The following is a 3,707-nucleotide window of genomic DNA, read 5'->3' on the forward strand; positions in this document are numbered from 1 at the left end:
ACTCCGGGGAAGGAGTGTAGCGCCCAATCGGGCCAAGCGATTTTGAAGATAGAGACTGGGAACTTTTGCTCCGCTGGCGATTTTGGATATGCTGCTGATCCGAAATGGCCGGAAAGGTGCCGCCGATGACGAAACACCTTGCGATCTCCGCTCTCGTTCTGGCCACGGCCATTGGCGTGTCCGGCGCGGCGTTCGCCGGCGACCGGCAGCTCAAGCGCCCGGTCGAGCAGGAGCGCTACGTTCCGGCCCAAGGCGACCTCATCGACATCCTGTTCGGCGGACCGCGCTACTATGACGCCATGCTGGTCACTTCGGCGGCGGGCGCATGTTCGTACCACCGGACGGGGCCGGACGCGAACGCGCTGAACAAAATCAACGACCATCACTGCGGAAAATAAGGTCTGCCCCGCGCCATTCGTACGGGCCAGCCGTCGGCAAGGCGCGACCGCCTCCATTGATCATGCCGCGAACTGATCGTTCGCCGAGGTGGCTGGCCGTTCGGACAGCCAGTCCTCAGCCTGCCCCGCGGTTGGGCCGCTCTGCCGTCGCACACATTCAGCCCAACATTGTATACAATAACAAAGAAATCTGTTGACAATCTGTCCCAGGCGGCTTCCCATAGGCTATCCGCGCAGCCAATGAGCAAAAACAAAAGCGCGATAACCAGAAGGGAACCGATATGATCAACCGACGCTCGACTTTGAAATCGCTGGTGCTTGGCGCCGTCTCGACCCTGGCCATGGCCGCCATAGGCATCCCGTCCGCGCAGGCTGAAAACAAGGAACTGAAGATCGGCTTTGTTGGTGTCACCAGCGGTCCCGCCGCCGCCTGGGGCACGTCCAATGTGCGCTCGATGCAGACGCGCGCCGCCTGGCTCAACGAAAAAGGCGGCGTCAAGATCGGCGACGACACCTACAACATCAACATCGTCACCTTCGACGACCAGAAGGATCCCAAGCGCGCCATCGCCGGCATGGAGAAGATGGCGCAGGAGGGCATCCACTATGTCGTCGGACCCAATGTCGATGACGGCGCTGCTGCGGTGCGCCCTGTCGCCGAGGCCAACGGCATCATCTATTTCCCCTACGCCTTCCCGAAGGCGCTCTACCAGAAGCCGGCCTCGAACGCCGTGCTCGGCATGATCGCCAACTACCAGTCGGGCCCGGCGATCTATAAATACCTCAAGGAAAACAAGGGCGTGAAGACGATCGCCTTTGTCGCCGCGAACGAATCCGACCCGCTCAGCCAGCGTGACAGCGGCGTCGAGGCGGCCAAGGCGCTCGGGCTCGACGTCGTCGCGCAGAACGACACGTACCAGAACGACACCCGCGACTTCACGCCGGTGCTGACCCCGATCGTCGCGCTGAAGCCCGATCTGCTGGTGCTGTCGGGCGTGGCGCCGGCCAACGCGCCGCTGCTCATCCGCGCCGCCCGCGAGCTCGGCTTCGAGGGCTTGATCTCGACCGAGACGGCGCAGGACGCCAAGGTTCTGGAGGAGGGCGCCGGCGAATACGCCAACGGCTTCATCTCCGTCGGCGGTGCCTCGACGCCGGAGATCGCGTCCGACGAGATGAAAGAGTTCGTCGCCCGCTACACCAAGATGTTCGGCGAGTATAACGACGAGTCCAACACCAAGGTTTACGCGTTGGAGTACATCATCGAGACGATGAAGGCCAATCCGGCCGCCATCAACAATGTCGACGAATTCAAGAAGACCATGGACACCTTCTCGGCGCCCAACCCCTTCCTCAAGGGGGACGCCAAGCTGAGTTATGTCGGCGCGACCTCCTTCGGCCAGAAGCGTCAGCTAGCCGTGCCGATGGTGGTCAACGAATACAAGGACGGCGCTTTCCAGACCCTGTTCGTCGGCTCCGTCGACTAGGTTTGGGTTCCTAAGGTTACTTCCTCCCGAATGCCGGGGGTCCGGGCGATGCTCGGACCCCGCGGAAGATCGAAGGATCCATGGAACAGGTCATCGCCAACGGATTGTATCTCGGCGCCCAGTACGCGCTGATCGCGCTCGGGCTAACCCTGATCTTCGCCCTGATGAACGTGCTGAATTTCGCCCACGGGCAGATGTACGTTCTGGGCGGGTTCATCACCTACACCGTCTACGGCCAGCTTGGCCTGCCTTTCGTCGTGGCGCTGCTGGCCTCCGGTGTGACGCTCGCCGTCATCGGCGCGCTGATGGAGAGATTCCTCTTTCGAACGGTTATCCGCCGCAGTCACCGCGAGGAGAGCACCATGCTGCTCGCCGCCGCGACGGCCTTCTTCTTCGACGCCGTCATCCTGCTCATGTTCGGTGAGAAGCAGCGCGGCGTTCCCAAGATCGTCAAAGGCGTCTTCAACGAGGCCGGCATCATCATGCCTTATGACCGCCTGGTTGTCGGCGCTCTGGCCATCGTCTTCATCGCCGCCTTTGTCCTTTACATGCAGTACAGCCGGGTCGGCCGCGCCATGCGCGCGCTCGCCCAGGACCGTGTCGCGGCCCAGTTGATGGGTGTCAGGGTCGACCGCTATTCGATGATCGGCTTCGCGCTCGGCGCCATGCTGGCGGGCGTTGTCGGCGGCCTACTGGTCACCATCACCGGCGTCAATTCCGGCATTGGCGGCCCGATCTCGATCAAGGCTTTCCTGATGGTGATGATCGGCGGCGCCGGCGTCGTCGGCGGCGCGATCGCCGGCGGCTTCATCCTCGGCATGATGGAATCGGTTGGCCTCACCGCGCTGCGCGAATATGGCGACGTCACCTATCTCGTCATCTTCGCCGCCCTGATGGTGTTTCTGTCGATCCGCCCCAACGGGCTGATGGGCAAGCCGTGGGGTTGATCTGCCATGACCCGCAATCGCAACATGAAGATCGCTTCGGTCGCAGCCTTCCTGGCGATCGTCTTCATCGCCGTGCCGGCCGCGATCTCGGCCAGCGGCCGCATCGACCTCTACTACACGCTGACTTCGGTGGCGCTGCTCAGCATCGCCAGCGCCGGCGTGTGGCTCACCTTCTACATCGGTCGCATCAATATCGGCCAGGGCGCCTATGCGCTGATGGGCGGCTATGTCTCGGCCATACTGGTGATGAACCACGGCTGGTCGTTCTGGCTGACGCTGCCTGTCGCGGGTCTCTTCTGCGCCGGCGCGAGCGTGCTGATCGGTCTGCCGATCCTGCGGTTGCGCGGCGTCTATTTCGCCATGGTGACTCTGGTTCTGACCGAGGTCGTGCGGCTCTTGGCGCTGGCGCTGCCGATCACCAACGGCGCCAAGGGCATCGTCAGCATCCCGCTGCCCGGCGCGCTCTCGGTCTTCGGGCTGACCATCATCCCGGACTTCGCCACGCTGCAGAATTCGCGGCTCGCTTTCTACCTGCTGGCGGTCACGCTGATGGTGGGCTGCTTCGCGGTGATGTATCGGCTGGTCAACTCGCGCATCGGCAAGCTCTGCCAGTCGCTGCAGCAGAACGAGGAACTCGCCTCCTCGATCGGCGTCAACATCGCCTATCTGCGCGTCATCGCCTATGCGGTGTCCTCCTTCTTCGGCGGTCTCGCCGGCGCCATCTTCGCCGCCATCTCGCAGTCGATCTATCCGTCGAGCTTCACGGTCACCGATTCCGTCAACTTCATGCTGAACTGCTTCCTCGGCGGCCTCGGCTACGTGTTCGGTCCGATGCTCGGCACGCTGGTGCTCTATTTCGGCTGGGACCTCTTGTTCCC

4 protein-coding genes are annotated in these 3,707 nt (G+C 62.8%); all 4 read left to right on the forward strand.

What is annotated here, in order from left to right; translation table 11 throughout:
* Positions 1 to 104 precede the first annotated feature (104 nt).
* Positions 105 to 398, forward strand: a complete 294-nt coding sequence (locus EOA60_RS23245) for a hypothetical protein (protein WP_245479189.1) — start codon at positions 105 to 107, stop codon at positions 396 to 398.
* Between the two features lie 281 nt (positions 399 to 679).
* Positions 680 to 1,882, forward strand: coding sequence for an ABC transporter substrate-binding protein (locus EOA60_RS23250; RefSeq protein WP_095823900.1), 1,203 nt, complete (start codon positions 680 to 682; stop codon positions 1,880 to 1,882).
* An 80-nt stretch (positions 1,883 to 1,962) separates the two neighbouring features.
* Positions 1,963 to 2,829, forward strand: coding sequence for a branched-chain amino acid ABC transporter permease (locus tag EOA60_RS23255; RefSeq protein ID WP_066989049.1), 867 nt, complete (start codon positions 1,963 to 1,965; stop codon positions 2,827 to 2,829).
* A 6-nt stretch (positions 2,830 to 2,835) separates the two neighbouring features.
* Positions 2,836 to 3,707 (forward strand): branched-chain amino acid ABC transporter permease (locus EOA60_RS23260; protein ID WP_164899481.1); only part of this gene is annotated, 872 nt, incomplete at its 3' end.

The sequence above is a fragment of the Mesorhizobium sp. M1A.F.Ca.IN.020.06.1.1 genome, from assembly GCF_004023265.1.
In the GTDB taxonomy this organism is placed as follows: domain Bacteria; phylum Pseudomonadota; class Alphaproteobacteria; order Rhizobiales; family Rhizobiaceae; genus Mesorhizobium.

Bases quoted from the DNA above. Each gene is read 5' to 3' on its own strand.
- EOA60_RS23255 (WP_066989049.1), top strand. From the start codon at position 1,963: ATGGAACAGGTCATCGCCAACGGATTGTATCTCGGCGCCCAGTACGCG.
- EOA60_RS23250 (WP_095823900.1), top strand. From the start codon at position 680: ATGATCAACCGACGCTCGACTTTGAAATCGCTGGTGCTTGGCGCCGTC.
- EOA60_RS23245 (WP_245479189.1), top strand. From the start codon at position 105: ATGGCCGGAAAGGTGCCGCCGATGACGAAACACCTTGCGATCTCCGCT.